We start from the raw sequence: 21,289 nt of genomic DNA, 5'->3' as shown, positions 1-21,289 counted from the left end.
AAGGAGCGTGGACGAGCGTGGCAGCGAGCACAGGACCCGGTGGGGGACGGGGCGGCGACCCGAGCCGCGGGACGGTCGAGGCGGCACGGCGCGGTGACCAGCGGGCGCAGGACGAACTGGTCGCCGTCTGCCTGCCGTTGGTCTACAACGTCGTCGGCCGGGCGCTCAACGGACACCCCGACGTCGACGACGTGGTGCAGGAGACCATGCTGCGCGTCCTGGGCTCCCTCGGGTCGCTGGACGATCCGGCCCGCTTCAGGTCCTGGCTGGTCGCCGTCACCATGAACCAGCTCGGCCACCACTGGCGTGACCACCGTACGGAGCCGCCCCGCTCCGGGCTGCACGACGCCCGCGAACTCGCCGACCCGGGCGCCGACTTCGTCGACCTGACGATCGTGCGGCTGGGTCTCGAGGGACAGCGCAGGGAGGTGGCGGAGGCCACCCGCTGGCTGAACCCCGACGACCAGGCCCTGCTGTCCCTGTGGTGGCTGGAGGCGGCGGGCGAGCTGACGCGGGCGGAGGTGGCGGCCGCACTGGAGCTGTCGCCGCAGCACGCGGCGGTGCGCGTGCAGCGGATGAAGGCTCAGCTGGAGACGGCTCGTCTGGTGGTGCGGGCACTGTCCGCCCGTCCGCGCTGCGTCCTGCTGGACGACGTGGTGGCGGGCTGGGACCTGACCCCCTCGGCCCTGTGGCGCAAACGGATCGCCCGCCACGCCCGGGACTGCACGGTCTGCGCGGGATTCCAGTCCGGGCTGGTCCCGGCGGAGGGCCTGCTCGTGGGGCTGGGCCTGGTCCCGGTGGGCGCGGGGCTGCTCGCCGCGACCGCCGTGCTCACCGCCTTCGGTGCGGGGACCGCGGAGGCGACACCGGCGGCCTTCGCCGCCGAAGAGCCGACGGCGACACCCGGCCCCGACGGCGCGGCGGTGTCGTGGTCTGAGCCCTCTTCCGGCGAGCCGGTGGTGTCCTGGCCCCAGGCTCCTTCCGACGGCCCGATGACGTCCTGGCCGCAGGGGTGGGCCGACGGTGCGACCGGGCCGGGGGAGTGGGCCGACGGTGCGGCGGCGCCGGGTGATGGGGCCGACGAGGTCGTCGGGGGGTGGTCGTCGACGGACCGTGGGGCGGAAAGCCCGCGCGGTGACAGGGCGCCCGGTCCGGCCGAGGGGCACGGCGGTCCGGGAGCGACGGATCGGGCGGCCGGGCCCCGTACCAGCCGTCGCACGCGGAACCGGGAGCGGCGGCGGCGCGGCCAGGCCGTCACGGCCGCGGCGCTGCTGGTCGTCGGCGGGGTGATATCGGGTGCCGTGCTCCTCACGCCGGACGACGGCGCGGACCGGGTGCGGACGGCGCCGACGAACGGCCCGGTCTCCGCCGCGCCCACCGCCGAGGCGTCCGTCCCGACCGACGCCACCGCCTCGGCGTCCCGGGCCACACAGGCCTCGCCGTCCGCCGGGACGTCCCGCACGCCGAAGCCCTCCGCCACGCCCCGCCTCACGAAGTCCGAGGCGCGTCCCTCACCCGCGCGGACCACGTCCACGCCCCCGCGGCAGCCGGCACAGCCGAGGCGGGAGCCGGATCCGCCGGCCCCGCCCGCGGGCCCCGCCGCGCAGGTGCTGGCCCTGACCAACGCGCAGCGGGCCCAGGCGGGCTGCGCTCCCGTGACACTCGACGACCGGCTCGCCAGGGCGGCCCAGGCGCACAGCGAGGACATGTCGGCGAACGGCTACTTCTCCCACACCGGACGCGACGGCAGCACGTTCGTGGACCGCGCCCGGGCGCAGGGACATCCGAGCCCGGGTGCGGAGAACATCGCCCGCGGCCAGGGCTCCGCGGCGAGCGTCATGGAGGCCTGGATGAACTCGCCCGGTCACCGCGCCAACATCCTGAACTGCTCGCTGACCAGCCTGGGCGTCGGCGTGGTCAGCAGCGACTGGACCTGGACCCAGGTCTTCGGCTTCTGACCGGGCGGGTCGTCCTCGGCCACTCACCGGGCGCCGTGTCCCCTCGGCCACTCACCGGGCGCCTCCCAGACGAAGCCGTCCGGGTCGGTGAAGGGGCCGGCGGGGCTGCTCAGGACGACGCGGTGGGAACCGGTGCCGTCGGCGGACACCCCCGCCACCTTCGCCAGCGCCCGGCGCTTGTAGAGCGACAGCTTGACGGTGCCGGGGTCGGAGGCGAACTCGACGTACCGGCCGCCGAAGCTCCTGCCGACGGTGAGGCCGCGCTCGACGTAGAACCGCTTGGCCGCCTTCACGTCCTCGACGCCGATCAGCAGCACGATCTCGTCGACGGTCCGGGTGACGGGGCCGGTGTCCTTCTTCGACGACGTCGCGAGCTGCCAGACCGTGCCGTCGGGGGCCTGGACGACGCCTCCGTAGCCCCACAGCGACTTCTCGGCGGGCTTCAGCTGGGTGGCGCCCGCGTCGAGGGCGGCCCGGTGCAGCGCGTCCACGTCACCGGGCTGGGACGTGATCAGGGACAGGGTGAAACCGCGGAAGCCGCTCGTGGGCTCGGTGGACGCGCGCAGGCGCACCCGGTCCCCGTCGAGGCCGAAGGCGTCGGAGTGGAAGCGGGCGGCGGCCGTCGGGTCGTCCACTTCCAGCGTGACGGAGTCGATGGAGTTCATGCCCACGACGGTAGGGGCGCACCGGCCGCCGGCGCTTCTCGGAAACTGACCGGTGCCGACGCCCCGCCGACCCGTGCCGACGCCCCGCCGACCGGTGCCGGGACGTCCCTCCGGCCGCCCCGGCGCCGACTCAGTGACCGCCGGTGAGTTCGCCGCTGAGTGTCTTGTGGATGCGGGCGCTGGGCTCGTTCAGCCCGACGATCTCGACGGTCGTGCCGCGCTGGGCGTACTTGGTCTCGATGGCGTCGAGCGCGGCCACCGACGAGGCGTCCCAGATGTGGGCGGCGGACAGGTCGATCACCACCCGGCCGGGGTCGGTGGCGTAGGAGAACCGGCCGACCAGGTCGTTGGAGGAGGCGAAGAACAGCTCGCCGGTGACCCGGTAGACCACCGTGCCGCCGTCGGGGTCGGTGACCGCGGTGACCTCGGCCAGGTGGGCGACGCGGCGCGCGAAGACGACCATCGCGGCGACCGAGCCGACGACGACACCGATGGCGAGGTTGTGGGTGGCGACCACGCAGGCGACCGTCACCAGCATGACGACCGTCTCCCCGAGCGGCATCCGCCGGAGCGTCCTCGGGGCGATCGAGTGCCAGTCGAACGTGGCCACCGACACCATCACCATGACCGCGACCAGCGCCGCCATCGGGATGTCGGAGACGACCGGCCCGAACACGATGCACAGCACCATCAGGAACGCGCCCGCCAGGAACGTCGAAAGCCGCGTCCGGGCGCCCGACACCCGCACGTTGATCATCGTCTGGCCGATCATCGCGCAGCCGCCCATGCCCCCGAAGAAGCCGGTGACGATGTTGGCGACGCCCTGGCCCAGCGACTCGCGGGTCTTGGAGGAGCGGGTGTCGGTGATGTCGTCGACCAGCTTGGCCGTCATCAGCGACTCCATCAGCCCGACCAGCGCCATGGCGAAGGCGTACGGCGCGACGGTGGTGAGCGTGTCCAGCGTGAACGGCACGTCCGGCAGCCCCGGCACCGGCAGCGAGGACGGCAGGTCGCCCTTGTCGCCCACGGTGGGCACGGCGATCCCGGCCGCGACCGTGATCACGGTGAGGATCACGATCGACACCAGCGGCGCCGGGACCACGGTGGTGAGCTTGGGGAAGAACACCATCAGCGCCAGTCCGGCGGCGATCATCGGGTAGACCGGCCAGGGCACGTCCGTCATCTCCGGCACCTGCGCCATGAAGATCAGGATCGCCAGCGAGTTCACGAACCCGACCATCACGCTGCGCGGCACGAACCGCATCAGCTTGGCCACGCCGATCGCGCCGAGCACGATCTGGAACACCCCGGCGAGGATCACCGCGGCGACCAGATACCCGAAGCCGTGCTCCCGGTTGAGCGGCGCGATGACGAGCGCGACGGCGCCGGTCGCCGCGGAGATCATGGCGGGCCGGCCGCCGACGACCGCGATGGTCACCGCCATCGTGAACGAGGCGAACAGACCGACCGCGGGGTCGACCCCGGCGATGATCGAGAAGGAGATCGCCTCGGGGATCAGCGCCAGCGCGACGACCAGGCCGCCGAGCACCTCGGTGCGCAGCACCTTCGGGTCGGACAGCCAGGACGGGCGCCGGGAGCCGCGCAGCCAGGCGGACGGGGACGGAACGAAGGGCGTGGACAAGAGAAGGGCAACCTGTCGTGCTCGGGCGCGCCCTGTTCGGGCGGGCTCGCGGAGGGGGCTGGGCGCGGCAGTCCCGTACGGGGCCGATGGCCGGGGGCTTCGTCGGCCCCGACCCGGCAGACCCGCCCACTTTACCCTCGGCCCGCCCACGGCCGGCCGCCGTGCGAACCGGCGGCCCGAACCCACCGGGCGCCCCCACAAGCACGGGCGCCCGGTCCGGCGCGGGCGCCCGACCGCTCAGTGGTGGGCGTGGACCACCGCGTGGCCCTTGCCCCGGCCGATCATCCACTTGTTGACCGGGGTGGTGATCAGGAACGCGACGGCGAACCCGCCGAGCAGCGCGTACCAGAACAGCCCCTCGGACAGCTGTGCGTCCATCGCGCCCGGGGTGAGCGCGATGATCGCGTTGTCGACCAGCTCCATCACCGCGATGGAGACGGTGTCGGCGGCCAGCGCGATCCTGACCGCCGCCCTCGGCGACACCCCGGCGCGCACCACGGCGAAGAGGGTGAAGGAGTAACCGAAGACGAAGGCCAGGGCGATGGCCAGGACCATCGTCGGGACGTTCCCCCACATCAGCGACGTGCCGATGGCCATGCCGAGGATCTCACCGAGGGCGCACCCGAGCAGGCAGTGCAGCGTGGCCCGCACCGCCGTCGACCAGGTGGCGCCGTGCGCGGTGCCGGAGTGGTGCCCCGGGTGGTGCATGGCGTGGTCCATGAACCTCATCCCCCTTCGAGGTGCTGCCGCGGGGGCCGTGTGCCCCCACGCCGGAACAGCATACCCCCCCGGGGTATTCCCTCGTGGGGGTTTTCCGGGGAACTCAGCGGGCCAGCAGGTCCCGGACCGCCGACGTGACCTCGTCGGGCGCCTCCTCGGCCATGAAGTGGCCCGCCCGGGTCAGCCGGTGGTCCAGGTCGGGTGCCCAGGCCCGCCACACCTCGGCCGCGTCGTAGCCCAGCTGCGCGCCCCAGTCCTGCTGGACGACCGTGACGGGCATGGCGAGCTGCGACCCCGCGTCCAGGTCGGCCCGGTCGTGCGCGATGTCGATGCCCGCCGAGGCACGGTAGTCCGCGACGATCGACGGCACCGCCGCCGCGCTCGCCCGCAGGTACTCGGCCCGCACCTCCGGCGGCAGGGCGGCGGGGTCGGCCGCCCAGGCGTCGAGGAACGAACCGAAGAACGCGTCCGCGCTGCCCGCGATCATCGCCTCCGGCAGGCCGGGCGGCTGGGCCATGAGGAAGAGGTGGTAGCCGACCGCCGCCGAGACGCCGTGCAGGACGTTCCACATGTCGAGCGTCGGTACGACGTCGAGGATGCCCAGGTGCGTGACGGTGTCCGGGTGGTCGAGACCGGCCCGGAAGGCCACCAGGGCGCCCCGGTCGTGGCCGACGAGGGCGAAGCGGTCGTGACCGAGCGCCGCCGCCACGGCGACGACGTCCGCCGCCATGGTGCGCTTGGCGTAGACGTCGGAGGTGTCCGCGGCCGGCTTGCCGCTGGCGCCGTAGCCCCGCAGGTCGGGGCAGATCACCGTGTGCTCGGCGGCCAGCCGCTCGGCGACGTGCCGCCACATCAGGTGCGTCTGGGGGAAACCGTGCAGGAGCACGACCGGGCTGCCGGCGCCGCCGACGGCGGCGGCCAGTTCCACGCCGTGCGCGCCGGGCAGGCGGACATGGTCGAAGCCGGGGAGGGAGAGGGTCATGAGGGGGCCGTCTTTCCTGGTGGGGCACTGACCCGGGAAGCGTCGGCCGGCGCGATCAGCAGCCGATCAGTACGGCTGGGCCGGACCGGCCCGGGCCGCGAGGATGGGGGCATGCGAATCGACGTGCTGGGTGCCGTACGGGCCTTCGGCGACGACGGCGCCCCGGCCGCCCTGGGCGGGCCCCGCCACCGCGAGGTCCTGGCCCGGCTCGTCGCCGCCGAGGGCCGGATGGTCACCACCGGCACCCTCGTCGACGACCTGTGGGGCGACGAGCCGCCGGCCCGTGCCGTGGGCGCCCTGCGCACGTTCGTCGCCGCGCTGCGCCGGGCCCTCGAACCCGCCCGCACGCCCCGCACCCCGTCGCGCGTCCTGGTCACCGAAGGTCCCGGCTACGCGCTGCGCCTGCCGCGTGAGGACGTGGACGTCCACCGTTTCGAGGACGCCCTGGCCCGCGCCCGGCACACCCCGGGCGCGGTGACCGCACTCGGCGAGGCGCTCACGGCCTGGCGCGGGCCCGCCTACGCCGACGTGACGGGCGCCGCGTGGGCGGAGCGCGAGCGCGTACGGCTGGAGGAACTGCGGGCGGAGGCGGTGGAACTGCGCGCCCGCGCCCTCCTCGACCGCGGCGAGGGCGCGGGCCTCGTCGCCGAGCTGGGCGACCATGCCGCCGCGCACCCGTGGCGCGAGCCCGCCTGGACGCTCCTCGCCCGCGCGCTGCACCGCGCGGGCCGCCGGGCCGACGCCCTGGACACCCTGCGCCGCGCCCGCGTGATGCTCGCCGACCGGCTCGGACTCGACCCCGGCGACGAGCTCCGGCGGCTGGAGACGGACATCCTGGGCGGTGCCGCCCCGTCCGGCGCCACCGCCACCACCTGGACCGGCCCCGGAGTGCGGCTCGGCCCGCGCACCACCGTGGACCTGGCCCGCACCCTCGCCCTGGCGGGCGGCGACGCGCTGGTCCGCGCCCGGCACGACCGCCTCGCGGCCGTCCGCGCGGCGGAACGCACCGGCGACCTCACCCTCACCGCGCGGATCATCGGCGCCTACGACGTGCCCGCCCTGTGGAGCCGGGCCGACGACCCCGCGCAGTCCCGGGAGGTCGTCGCGGCCGCCGAGCGCACCCTCGCCGCGTTCGGCCCCGACGGCCCCGCCGACCTGACGGCCCGCCTCCTGGCCACGGTCGCGGTCGAGAGCCGCAGCGCGGACGTGTCCGCGCCGGAACGGGAACGGGCGCGGGACGCGGCACGGCGGGCCGAGGCGCTGGCCCGTGACCTGGACGACCCCGCCCTGCTGGTGTTCGCCCTCAACGGGGTGTTCCTGCAGTCCTTCACCCGCCCCGGAGGCGCGGCGGAACGGGACGGTGTCGGCGCCGAGATCCTCGGCCTGTCCACCCGGCACGGGCTGCCGGCCTTCGCCGTGCTCGGACGGCTCGTACGGCTGCAGTCCGCCTCGGCCCTCGGTGACCTGGCCGCCGCGCTCACGCACGCCGAGGAGGCCGAACGGCTCGCCGCGACCACCGAGGCGCCCCTCGTGCCCGTCCTCACCCGCTGGTTCCGTGCCCGGGCCGCGGCCACCCGCAGCACCCAGCCGGGCGGACCGTCCGCCGCCACGGTCGCCGCGCGGTACCGGGACGCCGACGAGGTCCTGCGGACGGCGGGGATGCCGGGGCTGCACCGCGGCCTGCTCCCGCTCGCCCTGCTGGGCCTGCGCCTGCTGCACGGCCGGCCCGCGCCCGCCGCACCCCGCCTCGACTGGGGCCCGTACCGCCCCTGGGCGGAGCCCCTGCTCCTCCTCGACGCGGGCCGCACCGGCGAGGCCCGCGCCGCCCTCGCCGCGGCGCCCGCACCACCGCCCGACCACCTCCAGGAAGCCCTGTGGTGCCTCACCGCCCGCGCCGCCGCCCGCCTGGGCGACCGCACCACCGCGGCCCGCGCCGCCGAGGCGCTCGCGCCCGCCCGCCCGGAACACGCGGGCGCCGCCTCCGGCCTGCTCACCCTGGGCCCGGTGGCGTCGTACCTGGCCGAGGCGCGCGACTGCGCGGAGCCACCCACCACCCGCCCCCCTCGCCGGCCCGGAGGAGCTGAACCATCGGCCGACGCGCTTCCTCGGCCGACGGGGCAGTGGAAGGCGTGATCTCCGCGGTGGAGCGGTTGGCGAGCAGGGAAGTCGTCGAAGTCAACATCACGGTCGCCGACGTGAAGCTCCCCGACGAGGAGGACGAAGGCGGGGAGCAGCAGCAGATCCGGTGATGGCGGCTCAGCGGGCCGAGTGGGCGAAGGTGGCCTTGGCGCTGTTGCCGTGGTGTGCGGTGAGACAGCGCGCCCGAGCCGAAGGTGGGCGGTGCGGAGGGCGGTGGTGTGTCCGGCAGGACCGGAGCCGGCGATGACGAGCGACCTCGCGTGTCTCGTTCACGCCGTCCCCTCCTGCTTCACCGGGGCGATTTCGGTGATCAGGCCCTCGACCAGGGCCCTGATCTCGTCGCGGATGGGGCGGACGGCCTCGATGCCCTGGCCGGCCGGGTCCTCCAGCTGCCAGTCCAGGTAGCGCTTGCCGGGGAAGACGGGGCAGGTGTCACCGCAGCCCATGGTGATGCAGACGTCCGACTCGCGGACCGCGTCGACGGTGAGGATCTTCGGCGTCTCCTTGGAGATGTCGATGCCGACCTCGGCCATGGCCTCGACGGCGGCCCGGTTGACCTGGTCGCCGGGGGCGGAGCCGGCGGAGCGGACCTCGACGCGGTCGCCGGCCAAGTGGGTCAGCCAGGCGGCGGCCATCTGGGAGCGGCCGGCGTTGTGGACACAGACGAACAGGACGGACGGCTTGTCGGCCATGATGATCGTTCTCTCTCGTCGCACGGTGGAACCCAGCCGCCCGTGACTTCAGCCTTCGCTGATATCAGCGAATGGTGATGTGAAAATATCAGCGCATGCTGACTTCAGTCGATCCTGACCTGATCCGGGCGCTGGGCGATCCGCTCCGCCTGAAGATCGTGACCTTGCTGGCGCGCGAGACGCTCTGCACGACGCACCTGGTCGAGGAGACCGGAGCCAAGCAGACCAACCTCTCCAACCACATGAAGGTGCTGCGCGAAGCAGGGCTCGTGGAGACCGAGCCCTGCGGCCGCTACACCTACTACAAGCTCCGGCCCGAGGTCCTGGAGGGCCTGTCCGAGCAGTTCGCCGAACTCGCCGCCTCCGCCCGCACCGCCGCCGGGAACAAGAGGGCCTGCCCGTGACCTCCGCCGAGCCCACCACCTCCGCGCGGACCGGGGGCGGCGACGACTCGGTCGTCAGGAAGCTCTCCACCCTCGACCGCTACCTGGCGGTCTGGATACTCATCGCCATGGCCGTGGGCCTCGGGCTCGGGCGGGCCGTTCCAGGGCTGAACGACACGCTGGCGAAGGTGGAACTCGGCGGTATCTCCCTGCCGATCGCCCTCGGTCTGCTGATCATGATGTACCCGGTCCTGGCCAAGGTCCGCTACGACCGGCTCGACGCCGTCACCGGCGACCGGAAGCTGATGATCTCCTCCCTGGTCGTCAACTGGATCCTCGGACCCGCGGTGATGTTCGCCCTGGCATGGATCTTCCTGCCGGACCTGCCCGAGTACCGCACCGGCCTGATCATCGTGGGCCTGGCCCGCTGCATCGCCATGGTGATCATCTGGAACGACCTCGCCTGCGGCGACCGCGAGGCCGCGGCCGTGCTCGTCGCGCTGAACTCGGTCTTCCAGGTCCTGGCGTTCGGTCTGCTGGGTTGGTTCTACCTCGATCTGCTGCCTGGCCGGCTGGGCCTGGGCGACGGCGAGCACCTGGACATCTCGATGTGGGAGATCGCGCTGAACGTCGTCATCTTCCTTGGCGTCCCGCTGCTGGCCGGCTTCCTGACCCGCCGGATCGGTGAGAAGAAGATGGGCCGGGAGGGCTACGAGCAGCGCTTCCTGCCGAAGATCGGGCCGTGGGCGCTGTACGGGCTGCTGTTCACGATCGTCATCCTCTTCGCCCTCCAGGGGAAGACCATCACCTCGCAGCCCTTGGATGTTGCGCGGATCGCGCTGCCGCTGCTGATGTACTTCGCGGTCATGTTCTTCGGCACCTTCCTGCTCGGCAAGGGCCTGGGGCTCGCCTACGACCGCACCACGACCCTGGCGTTCACGGCGGCGGGCAACAACTTCGAACTGGCCATCGCGGTCGCCATCGCCACCTTCGGCGTCACCTCCGGGCAGGCCCTCTCAGGTGTCGTCGGCCCGCTCATCGAGGTGCCCGTGTTGATCGGCCTGGTCCACGTTGCGCTCGCCTGGCGAAGGAAGTTCGCCGTCGGCGCGGTGACGACGGCGTCCTGACGCAGTACACGGATGTGGTGGTGGCCGGCAGCGGCCGGGCAGGGCTCGCAGCCGGCCACCCCCTGCGTAGCCGGGGCCTGGACTCCGTGGCCCGGCCCGCACGGCTACCGGGAACCGGATGCCGGGCCTGCCGCCCCGGCTGCGGCGAGGTGGGCGGCGGTCAGGCGCGCAGATCGAGCATCGTGGCCATGGCCGCCACTACGGACGGGGCGACCTGGTAGTAGACCCAGGTGCCACGCCGCTCGGAGGTCAGCAGACCGGCCTCGCGCAGTTTCTTCAGGTGGTGGGACACGGTCGGCTGGGACACGCCGACGTCGGCGATGTCGCACACGCACGCCTCTCCGCCCGGATGCGAGGCGATCTTGGAGAACAGGCGCAGGCGCACCGGGTCCGACAGCGCCTTGAACATGGCGGCCATCTTCTCCGCGTCAGCCTGGGACAGCTCGCCGGCGGTGATCGGCGGGCAGCACGGCACGGCCTCCCCGTCCCGCAGGACGGGGAGTTCCGCGACCTTCGATTTCGACATGCGTCTATGTTGACGCTTGTCGATACGAGTGGCAAGCTCCGAGGCGTGGACGGATATCGACAGATGTCGAAGCAAGGAGTCGTCGTGGCCACCCTCCGTTCCGTGCTCACCGCGGCTCGAACCCGTCGCACCGCCCGCCCCCCGGCCCCTCAAGGAGACCGAGCATCATGAGCACCCAGCAGCTCCCTGTCGTCGTCGTCGGAGCCGGCCCCGTCGGGCTCGCCGCCGCCGCCCACCTCGTCGAGCGCGGCATCGAGCCCGTCGTCCTGGAGGCGGGCAGCCGTGCCGGTGCGGCCGTGCGTGAATGGAGTCACGTGCGCCTGTTCTCCACGTGGGGCGAGGTCGTCGACCCGGCCGCCGAGAAGTTCCTCGCCCCCACCGGCTGGACGCGCCCCGACCCGGCGACGTATCCGTCAGGCGGGGACTGGGCCGAGCGCTATCTGCAGCCCCTCGCGGACGCCCTCGGCGACCGGGTCCGCACCGGGGTCACCGTCACGGGTGTCTCCCGCGCCGGCCGTGACCGGATCGTCGACGCCGACCGGGACCAGCAGCCGTTCGTCGTGCACGTTGAGTACGCCGGCGGTCGTGAGGAGCGCATCTTCGCCCGCGCCGTGATCGACGCCTCCGGCACTTGGACCACCCCGTCCCCGGCTGGCGGCAGCGGTCTGCCCGCACTCGGCGAGGAGGCGGCGGCCGACCGGATCACCTACCGCGTGCCCGACCTGAAGAACCCGGCCGTCCGCACCCGGTACGCGGGCAGGCGTACGGCCGTCATCGGCTCGGGTGCCTCCGCCTTCACCGCACTCGCCCACCTCGCCGAGCTGGCAGAGTCCGAGGAGGGCGCCGGCACGCACGCGGTGTGGATCCTGCGCCGAGGCATCTCCGGCTCCACCTTCGGCGGCGGCACCGCCGACCAGCTGCCCGCGCGCGGCGCCCTCGGCCTCGCCGCGAAGGCCGCCGTCGACAAGGGGCACGCGGACGCGGTCACCGGGTTCCGCACCGAGGTGATCGAACGCGCCGCCGACGGCCGCCTCGTCCTGGTGGGCGAGGACGGCCGCCGCCTCGACCCGGTGGACGAGGTGATCGTGCTGACCGGCTTCCGCCCCGACCTGTCCTTCCTGGACGAACTGCGCCTCGGCCTGGACGAGCGTCTTCAGGCCCCGGTGGAACTGGCCCCGCTGATCGACCCGAACCAGCACTCCTGCGGCACCGTCTACCCGCACGGCCACCGCGAACTCGCCCACCCCGAACAGGGCGTCTACCTGGTCGGCATGAAGTCCTACGGCCGCGCCCCGACCTTCCTCGCCATGACCGGGTACGAGCAGGTCCGCTCCGTCGCCGCCGCGATCGCCGGGGACCTCGACTCCGCGGACCGCGTGGAACTCACCCTCCCGGAGACCGGAGTCTGCGGCGGAGCCGGCCTGTTCGATGCTCCCGCCACCCAGCAGACCGACGGTGGCGGATGCTGTGCGGCCCCGGAACCGCAGCTCGTGCGGCTCGTCGCGCCCACGGCGGTGGGCACGGATGCCGGCGAAGCACCGGCGGGCGGCTGCTGCGGCTCGTGACCGGGCTCACCACTCGCGACAGCGGGGCCGCAACCGGAACAGGGGACCGGTCGCGGCCCCGCTGTCGCCCGGCCCGTGTGTGCCTGACGCCCCGCTCAGGGCCACACCAGGCAGTAAGGCTGATGCCCCGCCTCATGCAGCCGGTGGCTGAAGTCCTGCCACTCGTGGAGCAGCTGGTAGACGTTGAACGCGTCGCGCGGGCCGCCGCGGTCCGGGACCGTCGACCAGATGAAGGCCGCCGCGCCGACCGCTTCCTCCCCTATGTCCCGCAGCGGGTCCACCACCGTCATGGGCAGCTTCACGACCGCGTAGTCGGGGTGCAGGACGACCAGCTCCAGCGGCGGCACCTTGTGCAGGGGGACGCCCTCGATGCCCGTGAGGACCATCGCGGCCATGGTCTCCGGCTTGATCTTGGTGAACATGCCGCCCATGCCCAGCTCGTCCCCGCCGAGCTCCTCGGGGCGCATGGAGATCGGGACGCGGGCCGCGGTGGCGCCGTCCGGCGCACCGAAGTACTTGTACGTCACCCCCACCCGACCACCATTCCTGCTCCCCGCCCCGTCCAGTGGGCCGATCCGCTCCGGCTCGCCGAGTGAACGACGCGTCTGTTCCGTCTCCTCCGCCTCGCGTCGGTGCCTTCCCCGCCGGGCACGTCGAGGACCCAGGTCGTCGGTCCCCTCGCCCAGTCCGCCACCGCGATGCATATCTCCACCCGACTGCTTTTCTAGGACGCGTGGCCCCCGACGCGCAACCCGATCATCGTGACAGTGACCTCCCCCACGGCCGCCCGCCGAAACGTGCGGTGAAACATCCGACCGCTCGATCTTCGCGGGCCGCGCCCGCCCCGGCCGCGCGGGGTGTGTGCACCAGGGGCCAGTTTCGCAGATCACAGCGGATCCGGGACCCCGATCACCGCCCTGATCGGGGCGGGGATGCCGTGGAGCGCCCCTGGCCTACCCTGAAACGAGTCACAGCAGCCGCAGCCCGGCGAGATACCCGGGACGTCGGAAAAGGTCGGAGAAGTCGCAGGTCATGAGCGAACTGCCATATTCGTACGAAGCCCCAGCCTCGCAGGCGCTGTTCGATCGTGCCGCGGCCGTCACTCCCGGTGGTGTGAACTCACCGGTGCGTGCCTTCCGCGCCGTCGGCGGCACGCCCCGGTTCATGGTCTCCGGCAGCGGGCCGTATCTGACCGACGCCGACGGGCGGGAGTACGTCGACCTCGTGTGCTCCTGGGGGCCGATGATCCTCGGGCACGCGCACCCCGAGGTGATCGCCGCCGTGCAGGAGGCCGTCGCGCGCGGCACCTCCTTCGGCACCCCCGGCGAGGGCGAGGTCGCGCTCGCCGAGGAGATGGTCGCCCGGATCGAGCCGCTGGAGGAGGTGCGGCTGGTGTCCAGCGGCACCGAGGCCACCATGTCGGCGATCCGGCTCGCCCGCGGTTTCACGCGGCGCAGCAAGGTGGTCAAGTTCGCCGGCTGCTACCACGGCCACGTCGACTCGCTGCTCGCCTCCGCCGGCTCCGGCGTGGCGACCTTCGCGCTGCCCGACACCCCCGGTGTGACCGGCGCGCAGGCCGGCGACACGATCGTGCTGCCGTACAACGACCTCGACGCCGTGCGCGCCGCGTTCGCCGCGCACCCCGGTGAGATCGCCTGCGTGATCACCGAGGCGTCCCCCGGCAACATGGGCGTCGTCCCGCCGCTGCCCGGCTTCAACCAGGGGCTCAAGGACGCGTGTGCCGAGAACGGCGCGCTGTACATCTCCGACGAGGTGATGACCGGCTTCCGTACCAGCCGCTCCGGCTGGTACGGCGTGGACGGCGTGCGGCCCGACCTGATGACCTTCGGCAAGGTCATGGGCGGCGGCTTCCCGGCCGCGGCCTTCGGCGGACGCGCCGACGTGATGGCGCACCTCGCGCCGGCCGGCCCCGTCTACCAGGCGGGCACCCTCTCCGGGAACCCGGTCGCCACCGCCGCCGGGCTCGCGCAGCTGCGGCTGCTCGACGACGCCGCGTACGAGAAGGTGGACGCGGTCTCCGCGCGGATCCAGTCGCTCGTCACCGAGGCGCTGAGCAAGGAGGGCGTGGCGCACACCCTGCAGAACGCCTCCAACATGTTCTCCGTGTTCTTCACGGAGAACCCGGTGCGCGACTACGAGGACGCCAAGAAGCAGGAGTCGTTCCGCTTCACCGCGTTCTTCCACTCGCTGCTGGCGAACGGCGTCTACCTGCCGCCGTCGTCCTTCGAGTCCTGGTTCGTGTCCACGGCCCACGACGAGCGGGCCGTCCAGCGCATCGCCGACGCCCTCCCGGCGGCGGCCCGAGCAGCGGCGGAGGCCACCGCGTGAGCTCCGAGAAGATCTTCGACAACGAGGACCTCACCGTCGTCCACCTGATGCGGCACGGCGAGGTCGAGAACCCGGACGGCGTCCTCTACGGCCGGCTGCCCGGGTACCACCTCTCCGAGCTGGGCCGGCGCATGGCCGACCGGGTCGCCGAGCACCTGGCTCCCCGGGACGTCGTGCACGTCTGCGCGTCCCCGCTGGAGCGGGCGCAGGAGACCGCGGAGCCCATCGCCAAGGCGCACGGCCTGGACATCGCCACCGACCGGCGGCTGATCGAGGCGGAGAACGTCTTCCAGGGCAAGACCTTCGGTATCGGCGACGGGGCGCTGCGCCGCCCGGCCAACTGGAAGCACGTCGTCAACCCCTTCAAGCCGTCCTGGGGCGAGCCCTACGTGGACCAGGTGGTCCGCATGATGGGCGCGCTGGACGCGGCGAAGGACGCGGCGCGCGGCCACGAGGCGGTGCTGGTCAGCCACCAGCTGCCGATCTGGATCGTGCGGTCCTACGTGGAGAAGCGCCGGCTGTGGCACGACCCGCGCCGCCGCCAGTGCACCCTGGCCTCGCTGACCACGTTCACCTACCGCGGCGACACGATCGTCTCCGTCGGTTACAGCGAACCGGCCCGTGACCTGGTGCCCGCGCACCTGCGGGCGGGCGCCAGGCCGGTGAAGGGGCAGGGCAAGGCCTTCGGCGCGTGACGCCGGTGTGTCCGCCGTGCGCGGCCCCGACCGGGCTTTCGTTGCGAAACCTCCGCATCTGACGGGAACCTCCCCCTTCGTCGAGTCCTCTGACTGGGTGACCACTCACGGACGTGACGAAGGGGGATGCCATGCGCACTCTCTCCCGCAGGGGAATGCTCGGGCTCGGCGCGGGGGCCGCCGCCGCCGTCTCCCTGGCCGGATGCGGCGGCCACACCGACTCCGACGGATCCACCCCCGGTGGCGGTTCCCGCACCGGGCACGGCGACGGCCCGACGACGCCGAAGCCACGACCGACCGCGACGGCCCGTCCGATCGGCGACGGCTCCACCTCCTTGACCGGCAGGCAGCCCCACCAGCCCGACGCGCCCGTGCCGCTGGAGCCGGGTCAGACGCCCCCGCAGTTCGTCGTGTTCTCCTGGGACGGCGCCGGCGAGGTCGGCAACGGGCTGTTCCCGCGCTTCCTCGACCTGGCCAAGGAGCACGGCGCGTCCATGACCTTCTTCCTCTCGGGGCTGTATCTGCTGCCCGAGTCGAAGAAGCGGCTCTACGACCCGCCGAACAACCCGCGCGGCGCGTCCGACATCGGCTATCTCACCGACGCCCACATCAAGGACACCCTGCGCAACGTCCGCCGCGCCTGGCTGGAGGGCCACGAGATCGGCACCCACTTCAACGGCCACTTCTGCGGCGGCTCGGGCAGCGTCGGCACCTGGACGCCGAAGCAGTGGCGCGACGAGATCGAGCAGGCGAAGTCGTTCGTGAAGGAGTGGCGGACCAACTCCGGGTGGACCGACGTGGAGTCCCTGCCGTTCGACTACGACAAGGAGCTGGTCGGCGGCCGGACGCCCTGTCTGCTGGGCCAGGACCAGCTGCTGCCCACCGCCCGTGAGCTCGGCTGGCGCTACGACGCCTCCTCGCCCGGCGGGCGGCAGACCTGGCCGTCCAAGAAGAAGGGCCTCTGGGACCTTCCGCTCCAGCAGATACCTTTCCCCGGACACTCTTTCGAGGTCCTCTCGATGGACTACAACATGCTCGCCAACCAGTCGGTCAACTCGACCAACGCCCCGGCCCACAACTACCCGGGCTGGCGACGGCAGTCGGCACAGTCGTACATATCAGGCTTCAAGCGGGCATACGAGACCAACCGGGCACCCTTCTTCGTCGGCAACCACTTCGAGCAGTGGAACGGCGGCATCTACATGGACGCCGTCGAGGAGGCGCTGCGGCACATCGCGCGGGAGAAGGAGAAGGGCGAGGACGTGAGGCTCGTCTCCTTCCGGCAGTTCACCGACTGGCTGGACGTGCAGAAGCCCGCGATGCTCGACCGGCTGCGCACCCTGGACGTCGGCCAGGAACCCGCAGGTGGCTGGCGCGCGTTCACCCGGGACCTCGCCGGCACCACCACGACCGGAGCCGCCGACCCCGCCTGAGATGCGGGTTTCCGTCCGCACCGGGGCGCGCAGGGGGGTGCGCAAGATCCCCAGAACGGGCATGCGAAACTTTTCACATGAGTGCCGCCAGCCGCGCCCCCCAGCGCTCGAACCGAGCCGCGCAGAGCTCCAACCGCGCCGCACGCGCCGCGCGTGCCCGCCGTCGAGCCACCCTGGCCGCCGGTGCCGCCGCGGCCGCACTGCTCCTGACCGCGTGCGGTTCCGGGGGCACTTCGGGCGGGGGCGGCAACACGGGCTTCGTCACCGGCACCGACGGCATCTCCACCGTCGCCGCCGGCCAGCGCGTCGCCGCGCCGGAGCTGGCCGGGGAGACCCTGGAGGGCAAGAAGCTCGACGTCGGCGACTACAAGGGCAAGGTCGTCGTCCTCAATGTCTGGGGCTCCTGGTGCAACCCGTGCCGCGCGGAGGCCAAGTACTTCGCGAAGGTGTCGAAGGCGTACGAGGGCAAGGACGTCCAGTTCGTCGGCATCAACACCCGGGACGGCAGCACCACGGCCGCGCTGGCCTTCGAGAAGGACTTCGGCATCAGCTACCCGAGCCTGTACGACCCGACGGGCAAGCTGATGCTCCGCTTCGAGAAGGGCACCCTCAACCCGCAGGCCATCCCCTCGACCCTGGTGCTGGACCGGGAGGGCCGGATCGCCGCCCGCTCGCTGACCGCCCTCGACGAGGAACGGCTGCGGAAGATGCTCGAACCGGTCGTCGCGGAGAAGTGACGTGACGGCCCTGCACACGCTCGCCGCGGAGACGGGCTACAACGGCACGGTGCTCAACGGCGCCCTGCTGGTGGCGCTGCCCATCGCCGTGCTCGGCGGGCTCGTCTCCTTCTTCTCCCCCTGCGTCCTGCCGCTGGTCCCCGGCTACCTCTCCTACGTCACCGGCGTCTCCGGCACCGACCTGGCCGAGGCCCGGCGCGGCCGGATGGTCGCGGGCGCCTCCCTGTTCGTGCTCGGCTTCACCGTCGTGTTCGTCTCGGGCGGCGCCTTCTTCGGCTACTTCGGGCAGACCCTCCAGGAGCAGTCGGGCGTCCTGTCCAAGATCCTCGGCGTCTTCATGATCCTCATGGGCGTCTTCTTCATGGGTCTGATGCCCTGGCTCACCCAGCGGGAGTTCCGCTTCCACAAGCGCCCCACCACCGGACTGGTCGGCGCGCCCGTCCTCGGCGCCCTGTTCGGCATCGGCTGGACCCCCTGTATCGGGCCCACCCTCGCCTCCGTCCTCACGCTCTCCGCACAGCAGGAGAGCGCCGGACGCGGCGCGGTGCTGACCGTCGCGTACTGTCTGGGGCTGGGCGTGCCCTTCGTGCTGGCCGCCGTGGCCTTCCGCAAGGCGCTCGGTGCCTTCGGCTGGGTCAAGCGGCACTACGCCTGGGTGATGCGCATCGGCGGCACGATGATGATCGCGACCGGTGTGCTGCTGCTCACCGGCGCGTGGGACAGCCTCGTGGCGGAGATGCAGACCTGGTCCAACGGCTTCACGGTGGGGATCTGACCCATGAGCGACACCACGACGGACAACACCACGAAGACCGGCGACGACCAGGACCTGGGCGCCGCCGGCTCCCAGATGTCCACCGCGCCCGTGGAGGACGCGCCCTCGCCCCACCTGCCCGCGCTCGGCGTGATCGGCTGGGCCCGCTGGTTCTGGCGGCAGCTCACCTCCATGCGCGTGGCGCTGCTGCTCCTGCTGCTGCTGTCGCTGGCCGCGATCCCCGGCTCGCTCATCCCGCAGACCGGCGTCGACGAGACCCGCGTCGCCGACTTCCGCGAGCGGCACGACATCCTCGCGCCCGTCTACGACAAGCTCGGCCTGTTCCACGTCTACAGCTCGGTGTGGTTCTCCGCGATCTACATCCTGCTGTTCATCTCGCTCATCGGCTGCATCGTGCCGCGCACCTGGCAGTTCGTCGGCCAGCTGCGCGGCCGCCCGCCGGGCGCGCCCCGCCGGCTGACCCGGCTGCCCGCGCACACCACCTGGCGCACCGGGACCGACGCCGGGGAGGTGCGCGAGGCCGCCCTCGCGCTGCTGAAGAAGCGCCGCTTCCGCGCCCATGTCGTCGGGGACGCCGTCGCCGCCGAGAAGGGCTACCTGCGCGAGGTCGGCAACCTGGCGTTCCATCTCGCGCTCATCGTCATGCTGATCGCGTTCGCCTGGGGCCAGCTGTTCAAGTCCGAGGGCAACAAGATCGTCGTCGAGGGCGACGGCTTCTCCAACACGCTCACCCAGTACGACGACTTCAAGTCCGGCAACCTCTTCACCAACGACGACCTGGTGCCGTTCAGCTTCGACGTCAAGGAGTTCACCGGCACCTACGAGCGCACCGGCCCCAACAAGGGCACCCCGCGCACGTACGAGACCGAGGTGACGTACACCGACGGGCCGGACGGCGACGAGAAGCGCGCCGTCATCAAGGTGAACAAGCCGCTGGAGATCGGCGACGCCAAGGTCTACCTCGTCAGCCACGGTTACGCGCCCGTGGTGACCGTCCGCGACGGCAAGGGCGAGGTCGTCTACCGGGACGCCGTGCCGCTGCTGCCGCTGGACAACAACGTCACCTCCAACGGCGTCGTCAAGGTCCTCGACGGCTACCGCAACCCGCAGGGCAAGAAGGAGCAGCTCGGCTTCCAGGCGTTCTTCGTGCCCACCTTCGGCGGGTCCGCGAGCGGCACGATGCTCTCCCAGTTCCCGGCGCTGGACTACCCGGTGCTCGCGCTCAACGCCTACCACGGCGACCTGAAGGCCGACTCCGGCATTCCGCAGAGCGTGTACCAGATGGACAAGACCAAGATGAAGGAGTTCAAGGACGCCGACGGGGAGCTGCTCAAGCAGCTGCTCACCCCCGGCGAGACCATGACGCTCCCCGGCGGCGCCGGCTCGATCACCTTGGAGAAGGACATCAAGGAGTGGGCCGGCTTCCAGGTCGTCCAGGAGCCGGGCGGCGGCTGGGCGCTCGGCGGCGCCGTGGCCGCGATCGGCGGACTGGCCGCCTCGCTGTTCGTCCAGCGCCGCCGCGTATGGGTGCGCGCGGTGCGCGGCGACGACGGCGTCACCGTCGTCGAGATGGCGGGCCTCGGCCGCAGCGAGTCCGCGAAGGTGCCCGAGGAGCTCGGCGAGCTCGCCGGGATCCTCTACGACCTGGCCCCCGGCGTGCCCGGCCCCGAGCCGGACGCCACACCCTCCGAAGACCCCGGAACGCCCAGCGGATCCGGACCCGCCAAGTCCACCGACCCCGACCCTCAAGCCGTGCCTGCCGAAGGGGCTGAGCAGCAGTGACTCTCGCCGCCGCGACCAACGAGAACCTCGCGGAGATCAGCAATGTGCTGATCTACTCCGCGATGGCGGTCTACACCCTCGCTTTCTTCGCGTACATCGCCGAGTGGCTCCTCGGCAGCCGCAGCAAGGTCGCCCGCACGGCGGCCGCGCTCACCCCGAAGGCGTCGGCGGCGACGGCCCCCGCCGTCACCGTCAAGCAGGGCGGCGGCACCGCCGTGCTGGAGCGGCCGAAGGTCGTGGTGCGCGCCGCGTCCGGCTCGCGTGACGTGCCCGACGGGCCCGGGGCGCACGGCGGCGACGAGAAGGGCGACCTCTACGGACGCGTCGCCATCTCCCTCACCGTGCTCGCCTTCCTGCTCTCCGTCGGCGGTGTGCTCACCCGCGCGCTGTCCGTGCAGCGGGCGCCGTGGGGCAACATGTACGAGTTCAACATCACCTTCTCCACGACCGCGGTGGGCGTGTACCTCCTGCTGCTGGCGCTGAAGAAGAACGTCCGCTGGCTCGGCCTGTTCCTGACCACGTCGGTCCTCCTCGACCTCGGTCTCGCCGTCACCGTCCTGTACACCGCGAGCGACCAGCTGGTCCCCGCGCTCCACTCGTACTGGCTGTACATCCACGTCTCGACGGCGATCCTGTGCGGCGCGGTCTTCTACGTCGGCGCCTTCACGACGATCATGTACCTCTTCAAGGACTCGTACGAGAACAAGCTGGCGAACGGCGGCAAGCCCGGCAGCTTCGCGACGTCCTTCCTGGAGCGGCTGCCCGCCTCGGCCTCCCTGGACAAGTTCGCCTACCGCGTCAACGCCGCCGTGTTCCCGCTGTGGACGTTCACGATCATCGCGGGCGCCATCTGGGCCGGGGACGCCTGGGGCCGCTACTGGGGCTGGGACCCCAAGGAGACCTGGTCCTTCATCACCTGGGTCGCCTACGCCGGCTACCTGCACGCCCGCGCCACCGCCGGCTGGAAGGGCCGCAAGGCCGCCTACCTGGCCCTGCTCGCCTTCGGCTGCTGGCTGTTCAACTACTACGGCGTCAACATCTTCGTCTCCGGCAAGCACTCCTACGCCGACGTCGGCCTGGGCGCGCTCCAGGCGGTCGGTTTCTGACCCGACCCGACCC

General features: G+C 72.4%; 19 protein-coding genes and 1 pseudogene. 13 read left to right on the top strand and 7 right to left on the bottom strand.

The annotated features are described in order from the left end of the window. Positions 1–17 precede the first annotated feature (17 nt). Complete coding sequence (locus ACIF8S_RS25670; protein ID WP_400002036.1) at positions 18–1,958, top strand: sigma-70 family RNA polymerase sigma factor; 1,941 nt, start codon at positions 18–20, stop codon at positions 1,956–1,958. A 23-nt stretch (positions 1,959–1,981) separates the two neighbouring features. Here the strand turns inward: ACIF8S_RS25670 and ACIF8S_RS25665 are convergent, their stop codons facing one another. From ACIF8S_RS25665 to ACIF8S_RS25650, 4 genes are all read right to left on the bottom strand, one after another. Beyond that, a complete protein-coding gene (locus tag ACIF8S_RS25665; RefSeq protein WP_400002034.1) occupies positions 1,982–2,623 on the bottom strand; it encodes a glyoxalase in 642 nt (213 codons plus the stop codon). A 130-nt stretch (positions 2,624–2,753) separates the two neighbouring features. Then, a complete protein-coding gene (locus tag ACIF8S_RS25660; RefSeq protein WP_400002032.1) occupies positions 2,754–4,265 on the bottom strand; it encodes a SulP family inorganic anion transporter in 1,512 nt (503 codons plus the stop codon). A 237-nt stretch (positions 4,266–4,502) separates the two neighbouring features. Then, positions 4,503–4,985 (bottom strand): DUF4396 domain-containing protein, encoded by a 483-nt coding sequence (locus tag ACIF8S_RS25655; RefSeq protein WP_400002030.1) that lies wholly within the window; start codon positions 4,983–4,985, stop codon positions 4,503–4,505. A 103-nt stretch (positions 4,986–5,088) separates the two neighbouring features. After that, the gene (locus ACIF8S_RS25650) at positions 5,089–5,967 is read right to left on the bottom strand and encodes an alpha/beta fold hydrolase (RefSeq protein WP_400002028.1); all 879 of its coding nucleotides are present in this window, start codon (positions 5,965–5,967) and stop codon (positions 5,089–5,091) included. A gap of 111 nt (positions 5,968–6,078) precedes the next feature. On the opposite strand from ACIF8S_RS25650, the gene ACIF8S_RS25645 reads away from it, so the two are divergent. Continuing rightward, positions 6,079–8,100, top strand: coding sequence for a BTAD domain-containing putative transcriptional regulator (locus tag ACIF8S_RS25645; protein ID WP_400002026.1), 2,022 nt, complete (start codon positions 6,079–6,081; stop codon positions 8,098–8,100). After that, positions 8,091–8,216 (top strand): annotated as a pseudogene (locus ACIF8S_RS25640) (Asp23/Gls24 family envelope stress response protein); the annotation flags it as partial. The gene ACIF8S_RS25645 and the pseudogene ACIF8S_RS25640, both read left to right, overlap by 10 nt. A 159-nt stretch (positions 8,217–8,375) precedes the next feature. Here ACIF8S_RS25640 and ACIF8S_RS25635 read toward each other — a convergent pair. After that, positions 8,376–8,798: an arsenate reductase ArsC gene (locus ACIF8S_RS25635; RefSeq protein ID WP_400002025.1), complete on the bottom strand. Its 423-nt coding sequence runs from the start codon at positions 8,796–8,798 to the stop codon at positions 8,376–8,378. Between the two features lie 95 nt (positions 8,799–8,893). On the opposite strand from ACIF8S_RS25635, the gene ACIF8S_RS25630 reads away from it, so the two are divergent. Together ACIF8S_RS25630 and arsB are read left to right on the top strand one after the other, a co-directional pair. Further along, positions 8,894–9,202, top strand: a complete 309-nt coding sequence (locus ACIF8S_RS25630) for an ArsR/SmtB family transcription factor (protein WP_400002023.1) — start codon at positions 8,894–8,896, stop codon at positions 9,200–9,202. Then, entirely contained in the window at positions 9,199–10,308 is a 1,110-nt protein-coding gene (gene arsB / locus ACIF8S_RS25625) for an ACR3 family arsenite efflux transporter (RefSeq protein ID WP_400002021.1), read from the top strand. Before ACIF8S_RS25630 ends, arsB begins: the two co-directional genes overlap by 4 nt. Positions 10,309–10,468: 160 nt before the next feature. Here the strand turns inward: arsB and ACIF8S_RS25620 are convergent, their stop codons facing one another. Then, on the bottom strand, positions 10,469–10,834 hold the full coding sequence (locus tag ACIF8S_RS25620) for an ArsR/SmtB family transcription factor (RefSeq protein WP_400002019.1): 366 nt from the start codon (positions 10,832–10,834) through the stop codon (positions 10,469–10,471). A gap of 167 nt (positions 10,835–11,001) precedes the next feature. Between ACIF8S_RS25620 and ACIF8S_RS25615 the strand changes: the two genes are divergently transcribed. Further along, positions 11,002–12,399 carry an NAD(P)-binding domain-containing protein gene (locus tag ACIF8S_RS25615; RefSeq protein WP_400002017.1) on the top strand — a complete coding sequence of 466 codons (1,398 nt, stop codon included), beginning with the start codon at positions 11,002–11,004 and terminating at the stop codon, positions 12,397–12,399. A 95-nt stretch (positions 12,400–12,494) separates the two neighbouring features. On the opposite strand, the gene ACIF8S_RS25610 is transcribed toward ACIF8S_RS25615, so the two are convergent. Beyond that, on the bottom strand, positions 12,495–13,103 hold the full coding sequence (locus tag ACIF8S_RS25610) for a hypothetical protein (RefSeq protein ID WP_400002015.1): 609 nt from the start codon (positions 13,101–13,103) through the stop codon (positions 12,495–12,497). 328 nt (positions 13,104–13,431) lie between these two features. Here ACIF8S_RS25610 and hemL point away from each other — a divergent pair, with 328 nt between their 5' ends. From hemL to ccsB, 7 genes are all read left to right on the top strand, one after another. Further along, positions 13,432–14,748: a glutamate-1-semialdehyde 2,1-aminomutase gene (gene hemL, locus ACIF8S_RS25605; RefSeq protein ID WP_400002013.1), complete on the top strand. Its 1,317-nt coding sequence runs from the start codon at positions 13,432–13,434 to the stop codon at positions 14,746–14,748. 47 nt (positions 14,749–14,795) lie between these two features. Next, positions 14,796–15,443 (top strand): histidine phosphatase family protein, encoded by a 648-nt coding sequence (locus ACIF8S_RS25600; RefSeq protein ID WP_349791352.1) that lies wholly within the window; start codon positions 14,796–14,798, stop codon positions 15,441–15,443. Between the two features lie 155 nt (positions 15,444–15,598). Further along, positions 15,599–16,876, top strand: a complete 1,278-nt coding sequence (locus ACIF8S_RS25595) for a hypothetical protein (RefSeq protein ID WP_400002129.1) — start codon at positions 15,599–15,601, stop codon at positions 16,874–16,876. A gap of 77 nt (positions 16,877–16,953) precedes the next feature. Beyond that, positions 16,954–17,613 (top strand): TlpA family protein disulfide reductase, encoded by a 660-nt coding sequence (locus ACIF8S_RS25590; protein ID WP_400002011.1) that lies wholly within the window; start codon positions 16,954–16,956, stop codon positions 17,611–17,613. A gap of 1 nt (position 17,614) precedes the next feature. Then, a complete protein-coding gene (locus tag ACIF8S_RS25585; RefSeq protein ID WP_215213359.1) occupies positions 17,615–18,388 on the top strand; it encodes a cytochrome c biogenesis protein CcdA in 774 nt (257 codons plus the stop codon). Positions 18,389–18,391: 3 nt separating this feature from the next. Next, positions 18,392–20,170, top strand: a complete 1,779-nt coding sequence (locus ACIF8S_RS25580; RefSeq protein WP_400002009.1) for a cytochrome c biogenesis protein ResB — start codon at positions 18,392–18,394, stop codon at positions 20,168–20,170. Then, positions 20,167–21,276 (top strand): c-type cytochrome biogenesis protein CcsB, encoded by a 1,110-nt coding sequence (ccsB, locus tag ACIF8S_RS25575; protein WP_400002007.1) that lies wholly within the window; start codon positions 20,167–20,169, stop codon positions 21,274–21,276. The genes ACIF8S_RS25580 and ccsB overlap by 4 nt, the downstream gene beginning before the upstream one ends. The last annotated feature ends 13 nt before the right edge of the window (positions 21,277–21,289 follow it).

This window comes from Streptomyces sp. NPDC085937, assembly GCF_044540535.1.
In the GTDB taxonomy this organism is placed as follows: domain Bacteria; phylum Actinomycetota; class Actinomycetes; order Streptomycetales; family Streptomycetaceae; genus Streptomyces.
The sequence above is the reverse complement of the archived record's forward strand: the minus strand, read 5'-3'. Positions and strand labels throughout refer to the sequence as shown.